At 62.9% G+C, this 394-nt stretch carries 1 protein-coding gene; it reads left to right on the top strand.

Annotation, left to right across the window (positions count from 1 at the left end; all coding sequences use genetic code 11):
- Positions 1-394: cupin domain-containing protein (locus tag ACWGS8_RS35210; RefSeq protein ID WP_454585213.1), on the top strand; the 394-nt coding region annotated here is incomplete at both ends.

Here is a 394-nt window from a genome sequence, read left to right as displayed (position 1 = left end):
AACGGCTGCATTTTCCGTTGCCCCGGCCTTTGCCGGCGACTGCCCTGCGGGCCAAGCTGCCACGACTGATATCCAGGAGCATCCGAGCAAGCCAGTAGGCGTTACCGACGATGTCCTTTCCGCGATCGATCTGAGCCCGAAGGGCGAGGCCTGGAAAGGCAACATGCTGCGCCTGCGCAAGCTCGTCGTTCAGCCCGGCGGTGTCGTGCCCTGGCACGAGCACACTGTTCGTCCCGCCAACATCCTCGTCGTCGAAGGCTCGATCACCGAATATCGCAGCACCTGCAAGGTGGGAATTGAGCACCAGGCTGGCGACGTGAGCGTCGAATTCGGCCAGCTCGCCCATTGGTGGAAGAACAATGGCAAGGCCCCGGCGGTGCTCTATTCGGCCGAC

It is taken from the genome of Mesorhizobium sp. 43Arga, assembly GCF_053714255.1.
This window is presented reverse-complemented; position numbering and strand designations above follow the sequence as displayed.